Source organism: candidate division WOR-3 bacterium, assembly GCA_039801085.1.
Classification (GTDB): domain Bacteria; phylum Hydrothermota; class Tepidihabitantia; order Tepidihabitantales; family Tepidihabitantaceae; genus JAOABP01.
The window spans coordinates 527,837-552,834 of the sequence record JBDRTY010000001.1; the positions used below are offsets into that span (position 1 = coordinate 527,837).

Annotated in this window: 24 protein-coding genes, 2 tRNA genes and 1 pseudogene; 22 read left to right on the forward strand and 5 right to left on the reverse strand. The window is 50.8% G+C overall.

The window, feature by feature from the left end; genetic code table 11:
• The first annotated feature begins 61 nt into the window (after positions 1–61).
• The 3 genes from ABIK48_02490 to ABIK48_02500 are packed head-to-tail and all read left to right on the forward strand — an operon-like array spanning position 62 to position 4,891.
• Positions 62–925 carry an MBL fold metallo-hydrolase gene (locus tag ABIK48_02490; protein MEO0021026.1) on the forward strand — a complete coding sequence of 288 codons (864 nt, stop codon included), beginning with the start codon at positions 62–64 and terminating at the stop codon, positions 923–925.
• Positions 912–2,768, forward strand: a complete 1,857-nt coding sequence (locus ABIK48_02495) for a GNAT family N-acetyltransferase (protein ID MEO0021027.1) — start codon at positions 912–914, stop codon at positions 2,766–2,768. Before ABIK48_02490 ends, ABIK48_02495 begins: the two co-directional genes overlap by 14 nt.
• Positions 2,765–4,891: an acetate--CoA ligase family protein gene (locus tag ABIK48_02500; GenBank protein ID MEO0021028.1), complete on the forward strand. Its 2,127-nt coding sequence runs from the start codon at positions 2,765–2,767 to the stop codon at positions 4,889–4,891. The genes ABIK48_02495 and ABIK48_02500 overlap by 4 nt, the downstream gene beginning before the upstream one ends.
• Positions 4,892–4,899: 8 nt before the next feature.
• Here the strand turns inward: ABIK48_02500 and ABIK48_02505 are convergent.
• Positions 4,900–4,972 (reverse strand) — tRNA-Ala (locus ABIK48_02505).
• Positions 4,973–5,411: 439 nt separating this feature from the next.
• Between ABIK48_02505 and ABIK48_02510 the strand changes: the two genes are divergently transcribed.
• The 13 genes and pseudogenes from ABIK48_02510 to rd all read left to right on the forward strand — a co-directional run bounded on the left by ABIK48_02510 (position 5,412) and on the right by rd (position 14,383).
• Positions 5,412–5,870: a hypothetical protein gene (locus tag ABIK48_02510; protein MEO0021029.1), complete on the forward strand. Its 459-nt coding sequence runs from the start codon at positions 5,412–5,414 to the stop codon at positions 5,868–5,870.
• 236 nt (positions 5,871–6,106) lie between these two features.
• On the forward strand, positions 6,107–7,732 hold the full coding sequence (locus tag ABIK48_02515) for a DUF87 domain-containing protein (GenBank protein MEO0021030.1): 1,626 nt from the start codon (positions 6,107–6,109) through the stop codon (positions 7,730–7,732).
• Positions 7,733–7,876: 144 nt separating this feature from the next.
• On the forward strand, positions 7,877–8,614 hold the full coding sequence (locus tag ABIK48_02520) for an ABC transporter permease (protein MEO0021031.1): 738 nt from the start codon (positions 7,877–7,879) through the stop codon (positions 8,612–8,614).
• Entirely contained in the window at positions 8,611–9,297 is a 687-nt protein-coding gene (locus ABIK48_02525; protein ID MEO0021032.1) for an ATP-binding cassette domain-containing protein, read from the forward strand. The genes ABIK48_02520 and ABIK48_02525 overlap by 4 nt, the downstream gene beginning before the upstream one ends.
• Positions 9,290–10,033 (forward strand): MlaD family protein, encoded by a 744-nt coding sequence (locus ABIK48_02530; GenBank protein MEO0021033.1) that lies wholly within the window; start codon positions 9,290–9,292, stop codon positions 10,031–10,033. Before ABIK48_02525 ends, ABIK48_02530 begins: the two co-directional genes overlap by 8 nt.
• Before the next feature lie 59 nt (positions 10,034–10,092).
• Positions 10,093–10,668 carry a rubrerythrin gene (rbr, locus tag ABIK48_02535; protein MEO0021034.1) on the forward strand — a complete coding sequence of 192 codons (576 nt, stop codon included), beginning with the start codon at positions 10,093–10,095 and terminating at the stop codon, positions 10,666–10,668.
• Positions 10,668–11,189 carry a thiol peroxidase gene (tpx, locus tag ABIK48_02540; protein MEO0021035.1) on the forward strand — a complete coding sequence of 174 codons (522 nt, stop codon included), beginning with the start codon at positions 10,668–10,670 and terminating at the stop codon, positions 11,187–11,189. Before rbr ends, tpx begins: the two co-directional genes overlap by 1 nt.
• 1 nt (position 11,190) lies before the next feature.
• Positions 11,191–11,283, forward strand: a pseudogene (locus ABIK48_02545) (desulfoferrodoxin FeS4 iron-binding domain-containing protein).
• Between the two features lie 63 nt (positions 11,284–11,346).
• Positions 11,347–11,505: a rubredoxin-like domain-containing protein gene (locus ABIK48_02550; GenBank protein MEO0021036.1), complete on the forward strand. Its 159-nt coding sequence runs from the start codon at positions 11,347–11,349 to the stop codon at positions 11,503–11,505.
• 13 nt (positions 11,506–11,518) lie between these two features.
• Entirely contained in the window at positions 11,519–11,896 is a 378-nt protein-coding gene (locus ABIK48_02555) for a desulfoferrodoxin (protein MEO0021037.1), read from the forward strand.
• Complete coding sequence (locus tag ABIK48_02560; GenBank protein MEO0021038.1) at positions 11,893–12,444, forward strand: ferritin; 552 nt, start codon at positions 11,893–11,895, stop codon at positions 12,442–12,444. The genes ABIK48_02555 and ABIK48_02560 overlap by 4 nt, the downstream gene beginning before the upstream one ends.
• A 20-nt stretch (positions 12,445–12,464) precedes the next feature.
• Positions 12,465–13,670: an FprA family A-type flavoprotein gene (locus ABIK48_02565; protein MEO0021039.1), complete on the forward strand. Its 1,206-nt coding sequence runs from the start codon at positions 12,465–12,467 to the stop codon at positions 13,668–13,670.
• Entirely contained in the window at positions 13,667–14,383 is a 717-nt protein-coding gene (gene rd, locus ABIK48_02570; GenBank protein MEO0021040.1) for a rubredoxin, read from the forward strand. The genes ABIK48_02565 and rd overlap by 4 nt, the downstream gene beginning before the upstream one ends.
• Before the next feature lie 8 nt (positions 14,384–14,391).
• On the opposite strand, the gene clpX is transcribed toward rd, so the two are convergent.
• The 4 genes from clpX to ABIK48_02590 all read right to left on the reverse strand — a co-directional run bounded on the left by clpX (position 14,392) and on the right by ABIK48_02590 (position 17,594).
• Entirely contained in the window at positions 14,392–15,642 is a 1,251-nt protein-coding gene (gene clpX, locus ABIK48_02575; protein MEO0021041.1) for an ATP-dependent Clp protease ATP-binding subunit ClpX, read from the reverse strand.
• A complete protein-coding gene (clpP, locus tag ABIK48_02580) occupies positions 15,639–16,265 on the reverse strand; it encodes an ATP-dependent Clp endopeptidase proteolytic subunit ClpP (protein ID MEO0021042.1) in 627 nt (208 codons plus the stop codon). The genes clpX and clpP overlap by 4 nt, the downstream gene beginning before the upstream one ends.
• A complete protein-coding gene (gene tig, locus ABIK48_02585; protein MEO0021043.1) occupies positions 16,255–17,487 on the reverse strand; it encodes a trigger factor in 1,233 nt (410 codons plus the stop codon). The genes clpP and tig overlap by 11 nt, the downstream gene beginning before the upstream one ends.
• A gap of 24 nt (positions 17,488–17,511) precedes the next feature.
• Positions 17,512–17,594 (reverse strand) — tRNA-Leu (locus ABIK48_02590).
• Positions 17,595–17,851: 257 nt separating this feature from the next.
• Between ABIK48_02590 and ABIK48_02595 the strand changes: the two genes are divergently transcribed.
• From ABIK48_02595 to ABIK48_02620, 6 genes are read left to right on the forward strand one after another with little or no spacing between them, the layout of a single operon-like run.
• Positions 17,852–18,370: a hypothetical protein gene (locus ABIK48_02595; protein MEO0021044.1), complete on the forward strand. Its 519-nt coding sequence runs from the start codon at positions 17,852–17,854 to the stop codon at positions 18,368–18,370.
• A 22-nt stretch (positions 18,371–18,392) separates the two neighbouring features.
• Positions 18,393–21,425, forward strand: coding sequence for a M14 family zinc carboxypeptidase (locus tag ABIK48_02600; protein ID MEO0021045.1), 3,033 nt, complete (start codon positions 18,393–18,395; stop codon positions 21,423–21,425).
• Between the two features lie 5 nt (positions 21,426–21,430).
• On the forward strand, positions 21,431–21,913 hold the full coding sequence (locus tag ABIK48_02605) for a cytidine/deoxycytidylate deaminase family protein (protein MEO0021046.1): 483 nt from the start codon (positions 21,431–21,433) through the stop codon (positions 21,911–21,913).
• Between the two features lie 36 nt (positions 21,914–21,949).
• The gene (locus ABIK48_02610) at positions 21,950–22,210 is read left to right on the forward strand and encodes an HPr family phosphocarrier protein (GenBank protein MEO0021047.1); all 261 of its coding nucleotides are present in this window, start codon (positions 21,950–21,952) and stop codon (positions 22,208–22,210) included.
• Complete coding sequence (ptsP, locus tag ABIK48_02615; GenBank protein MEO0021048.1) at positions 22,200–23,981, forward strand: phosphoenolpyruvate--protein phosphotransferase; 1,782 nt, start codon at positions 22,200–22,202, stop codon at positions 23,979–23,981. Before ABIK48_02610 ends, ptsP begins: the two co-directional genes overlap by 11 nt.
• Entirely contained in the window at positions 23,971–24,990 is a 1,020-nt protein-coding gene (locus tag ABIK48_02620; GenBank protein ID MEO0021049.1) for a bifunctional phosphoglucose/phosphomannose isomerase, read from the forward strand. Before ptsP ends, ABIK48_02620 begins: the two co-directional genes overlap by 11 nt.
• Positions 24,991–24,998 lie beyond the last annotated feature (8 nt).

Consider the following 24,998-nt stretch of genomic DNA (forward strand, 5'->3'; position numbering starts at 1 on the left):
AGTTTTATCAGATTTTTTGAATAATTGACTTTGATATGAATGTCGGTTAATATTAACGGTTATGGTTATGGGTGACTTCCGGCTCATTCCGCTGTTTGATGGGTATTTCGGGCTTGATGGGGGTGCAATGTTCGGTGTGGTACCAAAGCCTTTGTGGGAGAAAAATAATCCACCGGATGAGTATAACCGGATTCGTTTGGCATTGAGACCGCTTCTGGTGGTTACTCCTAAAGAGCGAATACTGATTGATGTCGGAATCGGAGATAAGTACGATGAAAAATTTGCCCAACGCTACCGAGTTGAAAAACCTTGCACTTTGCTTGATGCCCTTAAAGATGCCGGGTTTGAACCAGGGGATATCAGTTTGGTGATTCTGACCCATCTGCACTTTGACCACTGCGGCGGGGCAACGATGCGGGTTGGAAATCAGGTAGTGCCTACTTTTTCCGAAGCGCAATATATTGTGCAGTCAGCAGAGTGGCAGGAAGCAGTTGCGCCAAATCGGCGGTCCCGGGCGTCATATTTACCGGAGAATTTTTTGCCCATCCAAGAGTCAGGGCAACTGGAATTAATAAATGGTTCGTGCGAAATTATTGCCGGTGTGGAGGTGATTCATACTGGCGGCCATACTCGTGGTATGCAGGTGGTCAAGATCACTAATGGACAGGACACCGCCATTTTCTGGTCGGATATAATTCCTACCCGGGGCCACATCCCGGTGCCGTATATTATGGGCTATGACCTTTTTCCGCTTGACTCCATGGAACAGAAGGAGAAACTGCTGAATCAGGTGGTTGCCGGAGGCTGGATTTCTTTTCTGGAGCATGATCCGGAGGTGGTCGCCGGCAGAATATATTATGAAAATGACAAATACCGTTTCGAGGAAATTGATGATAAGGAGGAATTTAGGTATGAGCACTGCTGACTGGCGAGTAAAATATGCTCATAAACTGAAGAGCGCAGCGCAGGCGCTCGAGGTGCTGCAACCAGGAGACCGTATTTTCATCGGTTCTGCCTGCGGTACACCCCAACGGCTGGTTCGGGCACTGGCTGACCGACCGGTGGAAGATGTGGAGGTAACCCATCTGCTGACACTTGGTGTTGCACCCTATGCCGAGGAGGCGCTTGCGGGCAAATATCGGGCAAACTCGTTTTTTATCAGTGCCAATGTACGCGATGCGGTTCAGGAGGGTAGAGCTGATTATACGCCGATTTTCCTTTCGGAAATACCGCGGCTTCTGCGTTCAGGCCGGCTCCCGATTGATGTAGCATTGATTCAGGTGACTCCGCCCGATGAGCATGGATTCTGTAGTTTGGGGGTTTCGGTTGATATTACCAAGCCGGCGGCGGAGGTGGCAAAGCATGTGATCGCTGAGGTAAATCCACGGATGCCACGGACGCTTGGTGACAGTTTTATTCACATTTCGCAGATTGAGGCTCTTGTGGAGAATGATGCCCCAATTTACGAATTTATTACACCCGGTGAGAGTGAGGTTGCCCGGCGGATTGCCAAGAATGTAGCGGATCTGATTCCGGATGGAGCAACGATACAGGTCGGTTACGGCGGAATTCCAAACGCCCTGCTATTTTACCTGAAGGACAAGAAGGATCTCGGTGTCCATACTGAGGTCTTTTCCGATGGCATTATTGACCTGATTGAAGCCGGTGTCATTAACAACCGGAAGAAGACACTTCATCCGGGCAAGGTTATTGCTTCATTCTGTATGGGGTCGCAGCGGCTTTATGACTACATTAATAACAACCCGATGTTTGAATTTCATCCGGTGGATTACACTAATGATCCGTATGTGATCGCACAGAATGAGAAGATGGTTTCCATTAATTCGGCGCTGGAGATTGATTTGACCGGTCAAGTGTGCGCCGATTCAATCGGCTACAAGTTCTATTCCGGTATCGGGGGACAGCTGGATTTTGTTCGTGGCGCAGCCCGGGCAAAGGATGGTAAACCGATTATTGTTCTGAAGTCAACCCGCGATAATGATCAGTTTTCCAGAATCGTGCCGGTACTCTCCGAGGGCGCAGGAGTGGTTACTTCCCGAGGTGATGTTCATTATGTGGTTACCGAGTGGGGAGTGGCATATCTCCATGGCCGGTCAATAAGAGAGCGGGCCCTCGCCCTGATTTCCATTGCCCATCCCAAGTTTCGAGCTGAGTTACTGCGTCAGGCAAAGGAACGGCACTATGTCTACCAGGACCAGCCGGAGGTGTCCCTAGTTGCTGCCCGTTATCCGGAGGAGTTTGAAACCAAGGTGAGGCTTCAGGATGGCACGATGGTCCTCATCCGGCCGATCAAGCCGACCGACGAACCGGCGATGCGCGAATTGTTTTATTCCTTTTCCCGGGATACGGTTTTTTACCGTTATTTCAGTTATATCAAGGCGATGCCCCATGAAAAACTGAGCAAATTTGTCAATATTGATTATGAGAAGGAGATGGCGCTGGTAGCGGTGATCCGGAAAAACGGCGATGAGCACATTGTGGGTTCAACCCGTTACTATGTTGATCCATCGAGCGGACTGGCCGAGTTTGCAATTGAAGTACAGGATGAGTATCAAAACCGGGGTATCGGTACCGCACTGTTCAACCATCTCATCCGGGTGGCACGGATGAAAGGGGTGAGGGGGTTTGTCGGGTATGTTCTTGATTCCAATACCCGTGCCTACCGTCTGGTGACCAAGGCAGGATTTCCGCTTGAGACAAAGTGGGAGGATGGAGTTTATATTCTGACGCTGAGGTTCGAAAAATGAGCAGAGTAAATCTTGATTTTATTTTCAAACCCCGTTCAGTAGCAGTGATTGGGGCATCTAATCGCGAAGGTTCGGTCGGCAGAGCGCTTTTTGCAAATATCCTGTTCAACGGTTATACGGGTATTGTCTATCCGGTAAATCCGAAGGCGAAGAGTGTACTCGGAGTAAAAACCTATCCTTCGATTCTGGACATTGAGGATGAGATCGATCTGGCAATTCTGATTGTGCCGGCAGTGACCGTGCCCGCGGTACTGGCGGAGTGTGGACAGAAGAAAGTCAAGGGAGCAATTGTGATTTCCGCAGGGTTTAAGGAGTTGGGACCGACCGGTGCAGCACTGGAGCAGGCAGTGCGCGAGCGTGCTCGGGCTTGGGGAATCAGGCTGGTCGGACCCAACTGCTTCGGGATGATTAATACCAGTCCGGAAGTCCGTTTGAACACTACCTTCGGCAGGATAAGACCGCGCTACGGTAATATTGCGCTAATCTCTCAGTCGGGTGCGGTTGGGGCAAATGCTCTGGAGTATGCGGAAGTTGAAGAGGTCGGACTGTGTAAGTTTATTTCTATCGGCAACAAGGCAGATATCAATGAGTGTGATTTATTGGAATATCTCAAAGATGATCCCGAGACGGATGTGATTGCCCTTTATCTTGAAGATCTCGCAAATCCGCCGGAGTTTATGCGTATTGCCCGGGAGATTACTTCCCATCCCGAGCGCCCAAAACCGATTCTGGCAATTAAGGCGGGGCGGACGAGTGAGGGGGCAAAGGCGGCTTCGTCTCATACCGGAGCGCTTGCTGGCTCAGATGAAGCTTATAACGCCTTTTTTGCTCAAGCACGGGTGCTGCGGGTGGATACGGTAAACGAACTGATTGCCAAGGCGGCCTCACTGGCATATCAGCCACCGCCGAAGGGACCGCGGGTGGCAATTATTACTAATGCCGGCGGTATCGGAATTATGGCGACCGATGCCTGTATCCGCAATGGACTGAAACTGGCAAAACTAAGCGACAGGACACGGGAGGAGCTGAAAAAGGTATTGCCTGCGGCTGCTAATACAAATAACCCGGTTGATATCATCGGCGATGGAGATGCTAGCCGTTACCGTGCGGCATTCCGTATTCTGATCCAAGATGAGAATGTGGACGGTATCATTCCCATCTGGACGCCAACTGTTGTTGCCGAGGCGATTGATATTGCCAATGTGATTGTTGAAGAGAGTGAAAAAACCGATAAGCCGATCCTTGCCTGCATCCAGACGATGGGGGACAGCACTGCGATCAGGCGAACACTGCTCAAGCGCCGGATTCCTCATTTCCAGTTTCCCGAGAATGCGGCACGGGCAATGGCAACAATGGCGGAGTTTTCCCGGATGAGCCGCCGGGCGCCAGGGGAGGTAATTCATTATACGGATGTCAACCAGAAACGGGTGAGGGAGCTTATTGCTCAGGCTCGGCAGCGGCCGAGGGTATATCTATCCGAGCCTGAGTGTCATGAGGTTCTTCGTGCTTACGGTCTGCCGGTGGTAAAATTCGAGCTGACAAAAAATGAGGAGGAGGCGGTAGCGGCTGCGGAAAAGATCGGATATCCAGTGGTGATCAAAATCGTTTCTCCTGATATTCTGCATAAGACCGATTTTGGCGGTGTACGAGTGAACCTTAAAAATGAAACTGACCTGCGTCAGGCTTATCAGTCGATGCTCGAACAGGTTAAGTCAAGAAAACCAGATGCAGATTTGTGGGGAGTGATGGTGCAGCAGATGGCAAAAGCCGGCGGTCTGGAGACAATTATCGGAATGAAGCGCGATCCCCACTTTGGACCTTTGCTGATGTTCGGACTGGGCGGAATCATGGTTGAGGTGCTTAAGGATGTGATGTTCCGGGTGGCACCGGTGAACGATCTCTCTGCCGAATCGATGATCAGCGGGATTCGAGCACATAAGTTACTTGAACCTTTCCGGGGTCAGCCGGCCCGGGACAAGAAGATTATCAAGGAATGTATATTGCGGTTGTCCCAGCTTGTCACTGATTTTCCCGATTTTGAGGAGATCGATATTAATCCTCTGCTCGTATATTACGAAGGCGAAGGGGCAGCAGCAATTGATGCTCGGATTTTACTGCATTAGAATTTTAGTGGAGCTGACCCGATTCGAACGGGCGACCCCCTGCTTGCAAAGCAGGTGCTCTCCCAACTGAGCTACAGCCCCAGTTATAGTTGACTTTATAATAGCATTATGAGTTTCCAAGTCAATAATTTTCTGTTTGATTCGCCTTAATTAACTTTAATTCTTTTAAAACTAATAACTTAAATCTGAATTTGCATTATGTTTTTTCTATTCCCCGGGCAGTTCCGGCGAGGGTGGTAAAAGCCTCCGGTTTTGGGTTTCTGCGTTGTTTTCTCTTCAGCGTAGCCGACAGAGGAACGGTTGGAATGTTGAAGTTCCACTGCTGGATGTTGGGGGAGTCTGTTGCTGGCCGTTAGGCGTCAGGAGAGATTTATCTCGTATGGTTTTGAGTAGGCTGCGGTTTTTATGATATCTATTAGTGCAGCTCAGGGGGGGCAGGATTTGCCAGTTAACTGGAGACATCTCTTCTTGACAGCGATAGTCATGGGTTTAGACTTGAATCAAAAGGAGGCATAATATTATGCGTTGTCTGTTAATCGTAACCGTGGTACTGACCGTGGTAGCAGTAATATCGGATACCGGATGTGCGCGCTGTGGAGCGAAGGCGGGAGAGAAGGCGGCGGAGAAGATGATTGAGGCGGCAAGCGGGGGTAGGGTAAAAGTGGATGTCGGGACAGTTGACATCTCGTCATTGCCGGCAAACCTGCGCTATCCGAATGCAGTTGCGAAGGGAAAATGGGAGGTTGCTACCGAGCAAGGTAAGGGTGTTAATTATGCGCTGGAGACTTCCGATCCCAAGTCGAGGGTTGTGGAATTTTATAAGAATGCGCTTAGTGGCTGGAAGCAGTCAATGATGAGCGAGACACCAGATGCAACCACGCTGGCGTTCCTCAGTAATGATGAGAAGGAGGCGGTGTTTATCCTTGTGAACACAGAGGAGGGGAAAACGGTTATTAATATCAGTCACACCAAGAAGTGAGATAGTTATACGGGCATAGGCTGATCTGTTCAGTGAGCGTCTCCGGTGGGTAACGTAGTTGCAAATTTTGAATCTGTAGAACAGAGGAGAAAATGGGTTATCCTTGCTTTTTATTGGGCGGGATGTATAATAAAATAAAGTGATTGCTGCCTGGGTGCAGGAATGGTATCCAGTTACACATCCTGCTGAGGTGCGGCAATCCAAGCATTTAAACATCTCGGGGAAAGGAGGGAGCTATGGATAAGAACTCCGCATTTGACATTGGATATATTATTGAAGTCCGTGGTGAACGGGCACTGGTAGAAATCAGAGCAGACACCACCAAATCCTTGGCAGAGGACTATTATCCCGGACAACCGGGTTCTTATGTAAAAATTCCCTTCAGGGATTTTAAGATTATCGGCACAGTTACCAGTATCCGGGTTGAGACCGGCAGTGCAGTTTCGTCCGGTGCCGGAAGAAAAGTAGCGGAGTGTATTCTGTTGGGTACTCTGGAACACGATGAGCGGTTTATACGCGGCGTGGCGGTTTATCCCAATGTCGGTCAGCCGGTGCAGATGGTTTCCAGTCATGAGCTGAACAAAATTTTTTCCGAGTTCTGTGAGTTTGGTTTTTCTTTCGGCCGGCCGACCGGCGCCCGGGACCAGCGGGTTTATGTGCAGGTGAACCGGTTTTTCGGTGGCCATATTGCGGTACTGGGGACAACGGGCAGCGGCAAGTCATTTACGGTTGTGAGTATACTTCAGCAGACGATCAGAAAATATTCCAACGCTCACATTGTCGTGCTGGATCTGCATGGGGAGTATGCACGGGCATTTCCTGAAGGGGTGAATCTCATTAATGCGAGTAATATTGATTTACCTTACTGGGTGCTGAATTTTGAGGAATTTGTGGATCTGACTGTGGATATGAACGAGCCGACTGCCAAGAACCAGATTACAGTAATAAGGGATTCTCTTCTGCGGGCGCGTCAGGCATGGGATACGCGGGAACGTCTTGGACTGGGAGACCAGATTACTGCTGATTCACCAGTCTACTACGACCTTGATGAGCTGATTGCGATGCTGCGCGACTGGAATATTCAGATGGTATACAATGGGCTGGGGGAGCAGGAGGAAGGTCCGCTTTACGGGGTTTTTGACAAGTTTCTCATACGGATGGATAGCCGGATTTCCGATCCGCGCTACCATTTCATGTTCAAGCCCAAGGTGTATGACGGGAGTCCTAAATTTTCCGATTTGCTGCGTGATTACCTGTCAATCGATGCTCCGCATCGTATGACCGTGATCGATTTGAGCGGGTTGCCTTCGGATGCGGTTGGCGTAGTAGTGGCAGTAATTACACGGATTGCATTTGAATTTAATCTGTGGAATCCGCAGCGGGAACAATGTCCGGTTCTGCTGGTACTGGAGGAGGCGCATAACTATGTGCCGAACCGTCCAGACGGGCGATTTACTGCTGCTCGCAGCGCAGTGGAGCGGCTTGCCAAAGAGGGAAGAAAGTACGGCATCGGGCTGATTTTAGTGAGCCAACGGCCGAAGGAATTGTCGGAAACCGTATTATCCCAGTGCAATACATTTATTACCATGCGACTGACTAACCCTGCGGACCAGGATTATGTCAGGCGGCTCGTTCCCGATTCGCTTGCCGGTCTTCTGAATACCCTGCCGGCACTGCGGACTGGTGAAGCGCTGATACTGGGCGATTCTGTAGCCATGCCGACACGAATGATCGTGGATCTGCCTGATCCACAGCCTGGAACTGGTGATATTCAGTTCGCCAAGTGGTGGCAGAGTGGAACTCCAAGTCTGAATCTGGAGCAGGTTATTAAACGGTGGCGAACCCGGCGTCAAGATGTCTAACCGGTTCCGTAATTAGCAGCGTTCTTTCTGATCGCTTTAATTCAGTTATCTGAAAGAGTCGAATAATTTTTTGGGAAATACTTGGTTACCGGTTTTACGGTGAGGAGATGTTTGACTGCAAATGGGTGCTAATTATGATTTTTTATGAGGATGCTGATGGTTTCGGGAGAGTTCGTCTGGTTTCTTTTGAGGAGTTTCAGTGCCGGGGCAGAATGGCGCCGGATGTTACCCAGGTTGAGTGAACAAATTTATCATCACGGGGTGCGGGCAACACCAATAGTGGTTTTCGCCAGCATTTTTGTCGGCTTGACAACCGCCGTGCAAACAGGTTATCAGCTGTTGGGAATGGTGCCGAATTATTTTGTCGGAATGGGTGTGGGGAGGATGCTCCTGATCGAACTTGGTCCGGTTTTTGCTGCATTCATTGTTGCGAGCCGTTCAGCATCAGCGATGGCTGCTGAACTAGGAAGCATGCAGATTTCTGAACAGATTGATGCTCTGCGCACGATGGCCATTGATCCATATCATTATCTGTGTCTGCCGCGGATCCTCGCCACAACCTGCAGTCTTCCGATTCTTGTGGCATTGATGGAGGTAGTGGCAAGTTTTACTGCACTGGTAGCCGCAGCAGCACTGGGAATTTCACCCGAGACTTTTCTATACGGTGTGACCCATTTTGTCAATGCCCATGATTTTGTTGGCGGGCTCCTGAAGGCAAGTCTGTTCGGATTGCTTATTGGGACAAGTGGCTGTTTCTTCGGCTTCCGGGTCCGGGGCGGGGCGCAGGGTCTGGGACGGACGACTACGAGTGCGGTAGTAACCGCCGCAGTGTTAATTCTCATTTCGGATTTTGTAATGGCAGCATTGCTTTTTTCCCGATGATCAGATTGACGAAGATAAGCAAAATGATCCGGGGAGAGCCGGTCCTGCGGGATGTGAATATTGAGGTGCCGGATGCCAGCTGCTGCTGTGTGCTGGGGCGTTCGGGTTCGGGCAAGACAGTTTTACTGAAAATCATCGCCGGGCTCATCGTTCCGGATTCCGGGGAGGTGATTTTTGATGGTCGGACACTGAAGTCCGGCATCTTCGGAAATAATCAGGAAATCATCAGAGAGATCGGTTTTCTCTTTCAGCATGGTGCCCTGTTTGACGGAATGGATGTGGGGGAGAATGTTGCTCTACCTCTAAGAGAACGGAATTGTATTCCGGCATATGAATTGAAAGAGCGGGTGCAGAAGACACTGGTTCAGGTTGGTCTACCGGACAGCTGTCATTTACGCGTACCAGAACTTTCCGGGGGTATGATAAAGCTTGTGGCACTTGCCCGCGCGCTGATTACTGAGCCCCGGTACCTGTTTTTGGATGAACCTACTGGTGGACTGGATCCAGTTTCCCGCGAGCGGGTAATAAATATCGTGCGTTCGTTACGTGCCGCCGGAAAGACGGTTGTGGCGGTTACTCATGATCTGGATTTAGCCCGGCAGATGGCGGATAGAATTTATTTGATCCGGGACGGGAAGCTGCATCTTGCGATGGGAGAGGTAAGAAAGGAGGATTATGAATAAACGGGTGCGCGATGTGCTGACCGGTATATTTGTTGTTTTCGGTATTGCAGTGGCGGTTTTTGGTTACTTCTGGTTTTCTGGTAAGTGGGGAATGAATTATAAGCGGCGGGTCACAGTTTATTTCCGCGAAATATCCGGTTTAAAACCTGGGGATCGGGTGGATGTCCTTGGTGTAACCAGAGGTAAAGTACTGTCAACAGAATTGACAGAAGACAGTCGGGTTCGGGTTCGCGTGGCACTGGCAGAGGATGTCCGGTTATGTAAGAATGCCCGTTTTGCCGTTCGTTCGCTCAGTTATCTGGGGAGCGACCGCTACCTTACGGTCGACCCCGGGGTGGGCGAGCCGGCAGATAATACAATGGTTTTTTATGGCACAAACGAGGTGCTGGATCTTGAGTCCACCTTCCTCAAGCTGGATCGGCTGATGAGTCTGGTAAATCCTGATTCACTGAGTGCGGAGTTGAGGCAGACCCGCGCAGAAATAATGGAGCTTGTTAATCTGAGGCTGAGCAGTCTGGATTCGGGTTTTTCCATTACCAGCCGTAATATCCAGCGTCTGGCAGGACTGGTAGACAGTCTGACTTTGCTTCTGAACCGGGAATCTACCGCGCGTAAACTTTTGACTTCACCCGAACTTTACGAGGAACTGTTGAGGACTAGTTATGAACTCAGGGAATTGATGAGTGATATCCGTAACCACCCTGAGCGGTATTTCCGGCTGCGGCTTTTTAAGTAATTTGAATTAGCACTGGAAACGCAAGTTCATCTTGGAGAGTCTAAAAGATAAAAGGAGGAATAATGAATTTAAAAGGCAGCAGGACTGAAAAAAACATCATAACCGCATTCGCCGGTGAGTCTCAGGCAAGAAATCGTTATACATACTTTGCCAGCAAGGCTCGGGATGAGGGCTACATTCAGATCGCTCAAATATTTGAGGAGACCGCCAATCAGGAAAAAGAACACGCCAAAAGGCTGTTTAAACTGCTAGAAGGGGGAATGGTCGAGGTCAAGGCAGAGTTTCCTGCTGGAATTATCGGGTCAACAGCGGAGAATCTCAAGGCTGCAGCAGATGGAGAGCATTACGAGTGGTCGCAGATGTATCCGGAATTCGCTCAAGTAGCTGAGCAGGAGGGTTTCGGCAACATCGCCGCAATCTTCCGGGCGATTGCGGTGGCTGAGAAACAGCATGAGAAGCGGTATCAGGAATTGAAGGAGAATATCGAAAGGGGCAGGGTTTTCCGTCGTGAAAAACCGGTAGTATGGCGTTGTATCAACTGCGGTTACCTGCATGAAGGGACCGAAGCGCCTGAGGTCTGTCCTTCTTGCGCTCATCCCCAAGGCTACTTTGAGATTCTCGGGGAGAACTGGTGATGACGGAACGCAGTGGAATCGTCACCTTTGGTGGCAGGCCGGTAACTCTGTTGGGCCGTGAACTTAAGGTCGGGGAGCCGGCTCCGGACTTCGAGTTGACGGGCAACGATTTACAGCCGGTTCGACTGGCTGATTTTCGCGGCAAGACTCTGGTGATACTAAGCTTGCCATCACTGGATACACCGGTCTGCGATCTGGAAACGAGGCGGTTCAACGCCGAGGCGGAGAGGCTGAGTTTGAATGTTGCGGTTCTGGCGGTGAGTATGGACCTTCCATTTGCTCAGAAGCGATGGTGTGGGGTTGCCGGTATCAGCCGTGTGCTTACTGCGTCGGATCATCGTCAAGCCTCATTTGGAAATGCCTACGGAGTTCTGATAAAGGAATACCGGCTGCTGGCCCGGGCGGTTTTCGTAATTGACCGGGATGGAGTATTGCGTTACCAGCAAATCGTGCCTGAGGCGGGTAAGGAACCGGACTATGAATCGGTGCTGGCAGCAATCAGGAGTTTAAAAGGAGGATGATTTGACTGACAGGGCACATATTTACAGCTGCCGCCGGTGCGGTCAGATAATTGCTCTGCTTCACCGCGGTGGCGGAACATTGGTCTGCTGTAACGAGGCGATGCAGGCCGGCAAGAAGGAAGAAGTGTTAAAGGAGAAAACGACGCCGGGTATGAGGGTGCCCTACTGGAGCTGCAGTAATTGTCATTATGTTCTCCAAGCACTGCAGCCACCTGATGTGTGCCCTTCATGCAATCAGGCGTGTCAGTTTGTTGATGTCAGCTGTTACATTCCGGAGTGTGGATTTTCCGGGGTGGACAGCCGGTTAATCAAATAAAAGGGAGGAGAGAATGGCCAAAAAGCTGGAAATTTATAAGTGTGAGATCTGCGGGAACATCGTCGAGGTTCTGCATTCCGGTGCCGGGCAGTTGGTCTGCTGTGGTCAGCCGATGAAGCTGCTGGTGGAGAATACAACTGATGCTTCAAGGGAAAAGCATGTTCCAGTGATTGAAAAAACGGCGACAGGTTACCTAATAAAAGTAGGCAGTATGCCTCACCCCATGGAAGAAAAGCATTACATTGAGTGGATTGAACTGATTGCTGATGAGCGGGCTTATCGTCAGTTCCTTGTACCTGGTCAGAAGCCGGAGGCTGAGTTTTCCGTGCAGGCACAGAATGTCTATGCCCGGGAGTACTGTAATATCCATGGTTTATGGAAGGGGGCATGAACATGATACCGAAGCGGGTTGAAGATGCGTTCAATGAACAGATCAAGCACGAGCTGGAGTCGGCTTACCTTTATCTGGCGATGGCAGCCTATTTTGACAATGCAGGTTTTGAAGGTATGGGCAGGTGGATGCGGGCGCAGGTCCAGGAGGAACTGACGCATGCGATGCGCTTCTACAAGCATATCATTGAGCGTGGCGGTGAGGTTCGTTTACAGCCATTGAATATCCTTGCCCATAAGTGGGATTCACCGCTGAAGGCATTTGAGGCGGCTTACGAGCATGAAAAGTTCATTACAGGCAAGATTCATGAACTGGTAAAACTGGCGCAGAGTGAAGGTGATTATGCTTCAAACTCATTGTTACAATGGTTCGTTGATGAACAGGTGGAAGAGGAGGAGAGCACACTGACAGTAGCTCAGCAGTTGAGACTTATTGGAGGAGACGGCAGAGGTTTGCTTATGATAGATCGGGAGCTTGGACAGCGGACCTTTGTTCTGCCGCCCGAACTTGCTAATCTATACGCTCAAGGAACCGCAATTGCGGGTTGAGTCAGCTGGGAGAGAATAAAATGGAGTTTAAAGCGGTAAAGCTGACCGACGATGTCTACTGGGTGGGTGCAGTTGATTGGAATATCCGGGACTTTCATGGCTATTCTACTGAGCAAGGTACGTCCTACAACGCTTATCTGATTCTGGCCGATCGGGTTACATTGATTGATACGGTGAAGGCACCGTTTAAGCAGGAAATGCTGACAAGGATTGCTTCGGTAATCGACCCTGGTGAAATAAGTTATATAATATCCAACCACGCGGAGATGGATCATTCTGGGGCTCTTCCCCAAGTCATTACGGAACTGAAGCCGGAGAGAGTGTTTGCTTCGGTGATGGGTGTGAAAGCACTGAGTGAGCATTATCACTTGAAAACTGAAATTACTGCCCTAAAGGACGGTGATGAGCTGAGTCTTGGAAATATGAAACTAAAGTTCTTCGAAACCCGGATGTTGCACTGGCCCGATAGTATGATAACCTATCTGGTTGAGCGGAACCTGCTCTTTTCACAGGATGGCTTCGGAATGCATCTGGCAAGCGGCGAACGTTTCGCAGATCAGATTGAGGAAGCGGTATTGAAATGGGAAGCGGCGAAATACTATGCCAATATCTTATTGCCCTACTCAACGCTGGTGTTAAAACTTGCTGAAAGGCTAAGTGTACTGGATATCCGGCCTGAAATCATTGCACCGGATCATGGGCCCGTCTGGCGCAGCAATGATACCGACAAAATTATTGGCTGGTACCAGGAGTGGGCACGACAGCTACCGCGGTTAAAGGCGGTGATTGTTTACGATACGATGTGGCAGAGTACTGATCAGATGGCACGGGCAATTGCTGATGGTATTGCTAATGCGGGTGTGGAAGTTAAGGTCATGCGTTTGCGGGCGACTGACCGGAGTGATGTGATGACCGAAGTGTTGGATGCGGGCGCAGTCTTTGTCGGTTCACCGACAATAAACAACGGTGTTTTTCCCACAATCGCCGATTTTCTGACTTACCTGAAAGGGTTGAAGCCCAAAAACAAAATCGGAGCTGCGTTCGGGTCTTATGGCTGGAGTGGTGAAGCGGCGCAGTTGATCCATGAGGAACTGAAGTCATTAGGAATGGAACTGCCGGAAGATCCGCTGAAAATAAAATATGTACCGGGCCGCGATGAGCTTGTACGGTGCCGGGAATTCGGTCAACGTCTGGCCGGTTTAATCAAGGAAAGGGCAGGTAGATGAAGGGGCAGGTTGATCAGCTGGCATTAGATAAATTTACTTACGGTCTCTATGTTGTTACAAGCCTTGACGGAGATAAGATCAACGGATTAGTGGTTAATACTGTAGTTCAGGTGGCGCAGACACCGATGCTTGTTTCGGTAACCATAAACAAGAATTCGCTCACTAACGAATTTATTCGCAAAAGCGGAGTGCTGGCGATATCGGTGCTGGCTCAGGATACACCATTAGAGTTTATCGGCCGGTTCGGATTCCGTTCCGGCCGTGAGTCCGACAAATTTCAAGGTGTCAATTATGAGCCTGGCATCACCGGTGCGCCGATGCTATTAGATCATACCATTGCCCAGATTGAGGCTCGGGTGCGGGGGTGTGTTGATTGTGTTACCCATGACTTGTTTGTCGCTGAAGTGATCAATGCCCGTGTTATCAAGGAATCAGAGCCGTTGACTTATGCTTACTATCATCTGGTCAAGAAGGGGAAAACCGGTAAAGGTGCACCGACTTACCGGGAGGGAAACAAAGAGCAGATGAAGGTAAAGGAAGGGAGTATAAAAATGAAGCGGTATGTCTGTTCGGTTTGCGGGTATGTATATGACCCTTCGGTTGGTGATCCAGAGAACGGAATCCCTGCAGGGACGCCGTTTGAGAATCTGCCAGCGGAGTGGGTGTGTCCAGTGTGCGGAGCAAGTAAAGATCAGTTTGAGCCTGAGGAATAGATAAAGGATTACTGCGTTCGACGCGCAGTCCGCCGTCCGTGAATATAAACGGGCGGCTTTTCCTTTTTGACTACTTCCGGGGTGATAATGCATTCAACGATGTTATGTCGTGCGGGCAGTTCAAACATGATTTCCAGCATTGTTTCCTCCAGTACCGCACGCAGGCCGCGCGCACCAGTCCGCAACTGCAATGCCCGTTCGGCAACTGCAGCTAATGCCTCGGGCGTAAATGTGAGTTTGATCCCTTCCCGTTCAAAATAATAGGCATACTGCTTTAGCAAGGCATTTTTAGGCTGAGTAAGGATGTCAATTAAAGCAGATTGCGAAAGGCTGTGAAGGGGCGCAATGACCGGCAGTCGGCCAACGAATTCGGGAATCATGCCATATTTGATCAAATCCTCCGGTTGGACGAGGCGGAGCAGTTCATCTTCATTCTGCAGATGTGGTTGTGTGATTTCGGCAGCAAAACCGATGGTCCCGGAACGGATGCGCCGTTCGATTATCTTTGTGAGCCCTTCAAATGTCCCCCCGCAGATGAACAGAATATTTCTGGTATTTACCGGCAGAAACGGCTGTTCCGGGTGTTTTCTGCCTCCTTGTGGAGGTACATTGGCGACAGTGCCTTCAAGTATTTTTAAAAGAGCCTGCTGAACTCCTTCGCCTGAAACATCTCTGGTGATCGAAGGGGATTCGGATTTGCGTCCGATTTTGTCAATTTCATCAATGTAAACGATGCCGATTTCCGCCAGCTGGATATTGCCGTCAGCTGCCTGGAGCAGTCGCAGCAGGATATTTTCAACATCTTCTCCAACATAGCCGGCTTCAGTTAACGGTGTGGCATCGGCGATTGCAAAAGGAACTTTGAGAAACCGGGCAAGCGTTTCCGCAATCAGTGTTTTGCCGACACCAGTAGGGCCGATGAGTAGAATATTGCTTTTATCCAGCTGTGGTGCGGTCCGGGGAGCTGTGATCCGCTGGTAGTGGTTATAAACGGCTACCGAGATGACTTTCTTGGCGTACTCTTGGCCGACGATGTATTCGTCGAGGAATGTTTTGATCTCCGGGGGTTTGGGGATTTCCCGCAGATATTCCACTGTCCGGTTCTGTTCCTCAAAGAGGGAATAAGCCAGCCGGGTACATTGCCGGCAGATTAAGCCGTTCCGGCCACGAACCAGCCGGTTGCTGGTGGTTTCCGGAGTACCACAAAACGAGCATATGTTATGCGGTCTGGGTCTGGGCTGAGAGTGGCGGGAACTCATTTCCGCTTTTCTATAACTTCGTCGATCAGACCGTACTGCTTGGCTTCCTGTGCTGACATGAAATAATTGCGGTCAGTGTCCTTGAGTATTTTTTCCACCGGCTGTCCGGTGTGTTTGGCGAGAATTTCCGCCAGGAGTTCTTTTGCCCGGACCAGTTCACGAGCGTGAATTTCAATATCCGTAGCCTGCCCGCTTAATCCATATGCTGCCGGCTGGTGAATCATCATACGGGAACGCGGAAGGGCAAATCTCTTGCCTTTTTCACCGGCTGCCAGCAACAACGCAGCAATTGATGCCGCCTCTCCGACACAGATAGTCGAGACCTTTGGGCGGATATACTGCATGGTATCGTAGATCGCCAGCCCGGCAGATACTACGCCGCCAGGTGAATTAATGTAGAGGTAGATATCCTTTTCCGGATCTTCTGCCTCCAGATAGAGTAGCTGGGCAACAACCAGATTGGCAACGGTGTCGTCAACCGGCTGTCCGAGAAAAATAATTCTTTCCTTAAGAAGCCGGGAGTAAATATCATATGCTCGTTCTCCCCGGCCGGTCTGTTCAATTACCATCGGAATTAACACGGGAGCCTCCCCTGGTTCCTGATTTTTGATTTTACCGTTCATTTGCTTGGTTCTTGACTGATGTTCGATCAAGAATCAGTTGCAGAACTTTGTCTTGCAGTGTTTGAAAGCGGTATGAGGAGTTGTCGAGATACGGGGCGATTTCCTCCGGCTTGCGTCCGGTCGTCTGGGCTAGGGTCTGAATCCGAGATTCGATTTCTTCATCGGTGACAACAAGATTTTCCTTCTGAGCGATGCGCAACACAATACAGTCAAACCGGGCAAATTTCAGCGCCGCCGGTTTCAGTTTTTCCCGGACCTCCGGTGTATCCGGCAGGTTGAACTCGCGAAGGAGCCGGTCGATATGCGCCTGAACCCAGGATGCAGGTGGCTCGAACTGGTAACGAGATGTCAGCTGATCAATAATCTGGCGCTGGAGGTCTGATTTCATCTGTTCTTCACGGTCAGCCAGAATTTCCTCGTTGATCGCCTGGCGCAGGGCATCCAGATTTTCATAACCGAGGTCTTGGGCAAATTCATCGGTCACTTCGGGGAGAATTTTTTCCCGGACTCCCCGAACTTTCAGATGATAGGTAATGGTTCTTCCAGCAAGATCTTTATCAGGATGGTCGGCAGGAAATGTAATGTCCGCTGACCTTTCATCACCGGGGGAAACTCCGGTGAGCGCCTTGTTGATATCCGGGTGATTTCCTTCTGCTCCCACCTCCAGTGTCACATTAGACTTCGGACCGGAAACGATCTTGTCTCCTTCTCGGAGGGTGTAATCCACAACTACATAGTCACCCGGCTGGGCGGGGCGCTGGACCGGCTGGAATAGCGCACACCGGTCCCGGAGGGCGGCGAGTCTTTTGTTAAATTCATCGTCAAAACCCACTGGCAGTCGGCGCTCGAGCGTGAGTGCGGTGTAATCATCAAGCTCAAATTCCGGGATAATTTCAATTGACGCCCTTACCCGGATGGATTTCTCCGGGGTGATTTCGAGGTCCTCAATTCTTGGCCGGGAAGCGGGTTTAATACTATTTTTTTCCAGTGCCTCCGTTAGAGCCTGCTCTACCAGTTCTTCCGCAGCTGCCGATTCGAGTGCGTTTCCCAGACGCCGTTCAAGGATGTGTTTTGGGACTCTTCCGGGCCGGAATCCCGGTATCTTTGCTTTATCCCTGTATTCTTCAAGTAATGATTCAACCTTAGATTTCAAGGCTTCCGGTTCAAATTCAATTTCTATTTCTCGCAGCCACTCTTGGGGTGATTTTATTCTGATTTCCAAATATGCTCCTTTGATTTCTGTTGATGCGAGGAGGGGGAATTGAACCCCCATCCCTTTCGGGACCAGATCCTAAGTCTGGCGCGTCTGCCAAGTTCCGCCATCCTCGCCTGAAATAAGCAGTTTTGATTTTAAGCCACATTATCAAAAAGTCAAGGAAACTTGGCTGTATTCACAGAAATGCTGATCTTCCGGTTGACTTGAATCAGATTAAGCCTATTATTTTTAAAATTGTATGAATTATCGAAACTTGTTCGTCCTTTCTGTTTTATCAGTTTTAATGTCGGGCTGCCATAACCAACCGCCTTCGGTACCGATTATCTTCGGACCGCAGCGTGGGAGGCCGAATGATACACTAGTTTTTTCTGTGATTTCAGTTGACCGGGAAGGAGATTCAGTTGCCTACCTGTTCGAATGGAACAATCAGAGCAGCTCCGGCTGGACCGAGTGGTTTCCCCAAGGCGTGGAGATTGTAAGGCAATTTTCATTTGCGGATACCGGAAGCTTCTTTCTCCGGGCGAAGGCACGCGACCGCCAGCATGAATCCGGTTGGTCAGAGAGTCTGAATGTGACAGTCAGGTGGTATGTGCCTTCAGTACCGAAAAAACCGGCAGGTCCGGATACAGTAATTGTGGGGGATAATGTAACATTTTACTCGTCAGCACTCCATCCTCTGAATGAACTGGTGGCGATTCAATTCTGCTGGGGTGATACAGTTGATGTGTGGAGTGATTATGTCCTGCCCGGAACGATAGTTGCGAAAAGTCATGTTTTTACGATGGAGGGCGAGTTTGAGGTCCGCTGCCGGGCAAAGGACAAGAAAGGGTATTTATCTGACTGGTCTGCACCTGAAACTGTGTTTGTTCAAACCGGTCAGACACGTTGAAAAACCAGAAAAGGAGTTGTAAATGAAGAGGTTAATGCTTTTATTGCTTACTGCCGGTTGTCTGCTTGTTTGGGCACAGGAACGGGAAATGAAGGTTCGTGTTTACTGTCCCAAGGCCCGGCTGCATGCAATTGCCCGCGAAGTGCTGGAATTCTATGAAGTTACTGATGATTACTTCGTTGGCGCAGTGAGGGAGCATACCTATGAGCGGTTGAAGAGTATCGGTTATCGCGTGGATGTGCTCGTCCCTGATATGCAAAAGGAGGCAGAAGAACAGTGTTCGGGAGAGGATTTCGGTCGCTATCACTCGTATCAGGAGATTATGGATACATTTGCCCTTATTGCCACAACCCATCCCAACATCTGTCAGCTGGAAACAATTGCCGTTTCGCCGACGGGCAAATATGTAATTGCACTTAAAATTACTCAGAACCCGACGGTTGAGAACCATCGTCCCCGACTGGAATGGGATGGAACCACCCATGGCAATGAAAATATCGGCACGGAAATCTGCTGGTATATTACCCGTCAGCTTACCGATAACTATGGAAGTGATCCGTTGATTACCTATCTGGTGAATACCAGAGAGATATGGATCATTCCTTGCGTTAATCCCGAAGGGTTGATTAACCGGACCCGAGGGAATTCCAACGGCATTGATCTGAACCGGGATTACGGTTACGCTTGGAATCAGGAGTCGGGTGCCAATGTTCCCTGGAGTCAGCCGGAAATTCGCGGGTTGAGGAACTTTTTTACCCGTTGCCCGTTTGTTATGACCATGACCTATCACAGTGGCGCAACCTCGGTGATGTGGCCCTGGAGTTATTCACGGATTGCGACTTATGACAGTGTTGCTCATGCCCAGTGGTGCCAGCAGTATGGCAGTATAACTGGTTATCCCGCATACCAGATTTCCCGCGGACTTTACGAATGTCAGGGAACTTCTACCGATTTTTATTATGGTGCCGAAGGTGCACTCGGATTTGCTGCTGAGGTGGCGTCCGGACAGCCGCCGCCGCAAAATCAGATTGATACGATCTGCCGGGCTAACTGGACCGCGAGCAAACAGTGGATGATTCGTGGCGGTTACGGAATCCGGGGGTGCATTACCGATTCGGCTACCGGTCTGCCGGTTAAAAGGGCAATTGTAATTTCTGACCCGAGCAACTGGATGGTTTATACCGATACCTGCGGCTGGTTCTTTAAATATGTGCTCCCCGGAACCTATTCACTGCGGGTGCTGGCGGACGGTTATCAGCCGAAGACGGTCAGCGGAATAAGTGTGCCGGCTGATACCTTTGTGGTGATTAATGTCAGTCTGTCTCCGGATACGACTGCACCGATTACCGGTTACAAAGTTACTACATGGATCTGCATGGACCCGACCCAGGCGGGTAATACGATGGGTCTGTTTGCACTCAGCAGACAGGATGCTCGCATTCTCACCCTGACCAATCGGGGTATGGCAGTGATTGAACTGAGTGCTCCGATCATCAACGGTCCCGGGACGGATTTTACGGTATATTCCACGACCACTAAACCCTGCTCAGTTTATGTTTCTTCCGACTGGAACGGGCCCTGGAGCTTCTGTGCTTCTGGTAATGGCAACATCGCCTGTGATCTGGCGAGCGCTGGTGTTCCGTTTGCCTGTTATGTACGGTTGAACGATGGTGGCCAGAGCTATGATCTGGATGCGATTGAGGGAGCGATCGTAAACGCTCCGGCGCTGGTTTATCAGTCGCAGACAATCGTTGATTCACCGCCCGGTGGTAACAATGATGGCAGACTGGATCCCGGGGAAACTGCCGGGCTGGCCTTTGCACTGCGGAATGCCGGTAGAATTACCGCCAGTGATATCGCCGGTATTTTAAGAACTGATGATATCTATGTTTCAATTACTGATTCAAATGGATATTTTGGCGATATCCCGGCGGATTCGACGCGAAGTAACTACTCCGACCGGTTTACGCTGCAGGCATCACCGCAGACCCCCAGAGAACACAATGTCCGACTGCGGCTTTACCTTCAGGGCAGTAATTATCATGACAGTCTTCTGCTGACACTGACGGTAGGGGAACTGCGGGTTACCGATCCGATTCCGGACAACTCCGAACCGACCCTTTATTATGCCTATGATGAGGTGGATACAGCTTATGGTGAACATCCGGAGTTTGAATGGGTGGAAATCTACGGCATCGGCACGAGATTACAACTCGGGGACGACGAGACAAGGCAGATTACTCTGCCGCCCGCATTCGGTCCGTTCGTTTTCTACGGCCAGGCATATAATCAGATTTCAGTCTGTTCCAATGGTTGGATTGCACCCGGGACGACAACTAGAACCGACTATACAAACACTGCGCTGCCGAATTCCAATATGCCCCCATTGATTGCTGCCAACTGGGATGACCTGGATCCAAGATACGGCGACAGCGTCTGGTATTATCATGATGCCGCTAATCACCGGTTTATCATTGAATGGGATTCCGTGCACTATATCAGCAGTAGTGAATGGGATAAATTTGAGATCATTCTCTACGACACTACGCTCGCAGCTGAAGACGGCAATTCCAAGTTTGTCATTCAGTATCTGACCGCCAACCGTCCCGGCAATTCGGCAACGGTCGGGATTCAGGATCATACGAAGACCAAATTTATCCAGGTATTATACAACGGTACCTATCACCGTGCGGCGTCGCCCTGGATTCCGGGGCATGCGCTCAGGTTTTCCACCGACTGGCGAACCGGAATTAATGAAAAGGCGGCAGTGAATGGCGTCCCACTGCCGAAAATAACAGTCCGGACCAATCCGGTCCGGAAGGCGGTCAATCTCCGGCTGAATTTGCCGGCGTCCGGAGTATCTGCCCTCCTGATCTATGACCGGTGCGGACGGCTGGTGCGCCGGGTCAGTCCGGGAGATTTGCAATCAGGGGCGGATTGGTTGACTCTGCGCCTTGTTGACCAGAAGGGAATATCCCTGAGTCCGGGGGTTTACTGGTTGAAACTGGTAACCGATACTGGTTCGGCAAGTGCTAAAATTTCCGTGGTGCGTTAACCGTAATGAGACCGGCAAAAAGCGTCCGACGTCAGAGCTGGGATGAGTATTTTATCGGGATTGCCCAGCTGGTTGCCCAGCGTTCTACCTGCCTGCGACGGAAGGTCGGAGCGGTTCTGGTCCGGGAGAAGAGAATTCTCTGCACCGGTTATAATGGAGCACCGCATGGTCTTGTCCATTGTGAACAGGCAGGCTGTCTGCGGAAGCGGTTGCACATTCCTGCCGGAGAGCGGATTGAAATCTGCCGCGGAATACACGCGGAGCAGAATACGCTAGTTCAGGCTGCCAGTTTCGGCATACAGGTCTCCGGTGCAACCCTGTACTGTACGCATGCCCCCTGTATCACCTGTGCAAAGATGCTGATTAATGCTGGAATCACCGAGTTTGTAATTGCTGATGATTATCCGGATGATTTAGCCCGCAGGTTGCTGAGGGAAGCAAAGGTAAAGGTGCGACGGGTAAGGATAAAGGGCGGAGAAAAAATTTGACCGTAGAGTGAAAAAGGGTATATTTAGCCACCGCTGATGATTAGAGAGGAAGTTGTTATTGGAGGTCCGGTCGGACTTCATGCCCGGCCCGCAGCGGAGTTTGTAAAGCTGGCTGAACGTTTCAAGTCCCGGGTCCGGCTGGCAAAAGACGGCATCTGGGTTAATGGCAAGAGCATTTTGGCGATTCTGACACTGGCAGCGGAAAAGGGCAGTGCGGTAATTCTTGAGGTGAGCGGTGAAGATGAGGCGGAGGCGTTTGCAGTGCTCAAGGAGAAACTGACTGGCGATGAGCATTAAGAAAGAGAAGATTTTTCGCGGCATTCCGGTTTCCTCCGGGTTTGCCCGTGGTCCGGTGTTTATTTATCAGCCTTATCTGCCGGTAATCAGTGAACGGGTGCTGAAACCTGAGGATGCCGGTCCGGAAGTGGAACGTTTTCGTCAGGCAGTACGGGATGTTGAAGCGGAACTGCGGGAGCTCCATCAGCAGGTGGGGCGGGAGATGGGCAGGGATTTTGCCGAATTTATTGATGTTCAGCTGGCACTTCTGACCGACGAGGAAGTATTGAACGGGACCGAGCGGTATATCCGGGAGCAGCTGCGCAACGCCGAATTTGCCTACAGTCAAACCCTAAAGGGGCTGAGTGTGAGCGGGATGGCGGCACAGGTGCCGTTTTTCCGTGAACGGTTTGCGGATATGGCGGATGTTTCGGCACGGGTGCTGAGCGTGCTGCTTGGGGACAATCTCCCTTCAATTTTTGGGGTGAAACCGGGGTCGGTGCTGGTGGCACACCAGTTGCCACCATCCGATGCAGCACTGCTGGACCCGGCAAAGGTGGCGGGCATAGTGCTGGAAGCAGGTGGTAAGACATCTCATACCGCGATTATGGCAAAGGCAAAGGAAATTCCGGCGGTATTCGGAGCGGATGCAATACTGAAGACGGTTCAGGAGGGGGATGAGATTTTTGTCGACGGGTACCGGGGGCTGGCGATTCTCAATCCGAGCGCAAACCGGCTGAAAACCTATGAGGCGGAGATCAAGCGGGAACAGCGGCGTCGGGCATCATTGAAGGCACTGGTCGAGGAGGAGCCGGTAACGCTTGATGGCAAAATGATTGATCTGTCCGCTAATGTAGAATTCCTGATTGAGGCACGGCAGGCAAGGGATAACGGGGCACGGGGAATCGGACTTTTCCGGACCGAATATCTCTTTCTGGCGCGACGGCGTCCGCCGACTGAGGAGGAGCAGTTTGAGATTTACCGGGATGTGGCAGAGCTGTTCCGGCCATTTCCAGTAATTATCAGGACCTTTGATTTGGGCGGGGACAAGGTGATTCCCGGTTATACCGAGGCAAATCCGTTTCTGGGCTGGCGGGCGATCCGTTTCTGTCTGGACGATACCGCGCTGTTCAAAAATCAGCTGCGGGCAATTCTTAGGGCTTCCGCTGCCGGCAATGTCAAAATCATGTTTCCGATGGTAGCAACGATTGAGGAATTGCGCCGGGCAAAACTGGTACTTGAGGAGGCAAAGAAGGAATTGAGGAAGGAGGGGAAGCAGTTTGATGAAAATGTTGAAGTTGGGGTAATGGTTGAGATACCCTCGGCGGCAATCCTTGCCCAGCAGTTCGCCCGGGAAAGCAGGTTTCTCTCAATCGGTTCAAACGATTTAACTCAGTATACCTTGGCGGTAGACCGGGGAAATGAACGGGTGGCAAGACTGTTTGACCATTTTCATCCGGCAGTTCTGCGTCTGATCAAGAATACGGTTGATGCTGCACACGAACAGGGTATTTGGGTTGGCATGTGTGGGGAATTTGGTGCTGATCCGATGGGTGTCGTGCTGCTTCTGGGTATGGGAGTGGACGAAGTTTCGGTTGTGCCCGGACTGCTGCCTGAGACCAAACAGGTGATTCGGTCAATTGATACCGGCGTTGCTGCCGAGGTGGCACATCAGGCGTTGAAACTTTCAACTGCGCTGGAGGTGGAACGACTGCTGGAGCGGGAAGTGCATCACCGGTTTCCGAAACTGGCACGTTCACTCCATGCGGTCAAGGGGGCAGGTGGTGAATAATACCGGCTATCAGCGAATGAAGGAACTTATCTCGGGTCTGCCGGAGCAGCTGAATACAGCGTGGGAAATTGCCAGCAGTGTGCCGCTCTCCTCAAAATCTGCCATTGGCCAGGTTATCGTCGGGGCGATGGGTGGTTCGGCGATGGGTGCTGATATTGTCCGGAGCATTCTGGAGGCGGAGGGGGGGCGGTGGCTTACGGTTGTGCGCGATTATTCCCTGCCTGCGGGTATCTCCGATCAAACCTTGGTTCTGGCGATAAGTTATTCCGGGAATACTGAAGAGACGATTGCGGTCTATGATGCGGCGGTAAAACAGCGGGCTAAAGTCGTGGTAATCACGAGCGGTGGGAAGCTGGCGGAAAAGGCGCGAAAGGACGGTGTGCCCCTGATTCTGATTCCCGGCGGAATGCCGCCGCGGTGTGCGATCGGGCTGATGAGCGTGGCAATTTTGGTGGTGCTGAACCGCCTTGGCCGCTGCCGCAGTTTCCTGTCGGACATCAGAGAAACCGGCAGACTGGTGAGAATGAATCTGCCCGTATGGCACCGCTGGGCAGTGCGGTTAAGCCGGAAAATTGTGGACCGGTTCATTATTGTTTATTCAACCAGCCGTCTGCTGGATACTGCTGCCTACCGTTTGCAATGTCAGTTGAATGAGAATGCCAAGATGCTGGCACACTGGGGAACATTACCGGAGGCGAGTCATAATGAGATCATGGGTTTTGGTGCGCCCGTTTTCCTTGATGGAAAGGTGGCGGTGATTGCACTGGTTGATCCGACAAGCCATTTGCGGACGCTGGTTCGGTTGGGCCAGATGCTGAAACTGATTCAGGGCACGATTGCGGAAAATGTCCGGCTGGAATCAGCCGGAAGCTCTGGTTGTGCCCGGCTGTTTTCGCAGGTGGTGCGCGGTGATTTGCTCAGTATCGAACTGGCACGGCGCCGCAATGTTGATCCGATGGTGATTCCGAAAATTGACCGGTTAAAGCTGGTGCTGACGCAGAAGAGATAACAGGAGCG